The following is a 492-nucleotide window of genomic DNA, read 5'->3' as shown; positions in this document are numbered from 1 at the left end:
ACAACATAAGTAACTTCTATAGAACCAGTAAGACCACAAGCAGCTACAAGATTAGTGAAATCATAATCAGAAGTTACATCGAATACCGCATCTGTATCACAAGAATCCGTACCACAAGATTGAAGCGCTAATATGTTAGTTGTATTCCAATCATTCGCGATCGTTTCGTTATCTGTTCCGTTACATTCTATAGTTTCGTCTACAACCGTACAAGCTGTAAGATCAGGACCGATAGAATCTTCAAGAGTAAGTGTTGCAGTAAGTATGGTTTCATTACCACAATCATCTGCAACTGTATACGTAACTAGAATAGTACCACCAGCTCCACAAGTGGAAGCAAGGTTCGTAAATACATAATCAGAAGTTACATCGAATACCGCATCTGTATCACAAGAATCCGTACCACAAGATTGAAGCGCTAATATGTTAGTAGCATTCCAATCATTCGCAACCGTTTCGTTATCTGTTCCGTTACATTCTATAGTTTCGTCT

1 pseudogene is annotated in these 492 nt (G+C 38.4%); it reads right to left on the bottom strand.

Going from position 1 to position 492, the window contains the following annotated elements:
* Positions 1–492, bottom strand: a pseudogene (locus ACVCXO_RS00485) (gliding motility-associated C-terminal domain-containing protein); the annotation flags it as partial.

The sequence above is a fragment of the Lacinutrix sp. MEBiC02404 genome, from assembly GCF_053601575.1.
The sequence above is the reverse complement of the archived record's forward strand: the minus strand, read 5'-3'. Positions and strand labels throughout refer to the sequence as shown.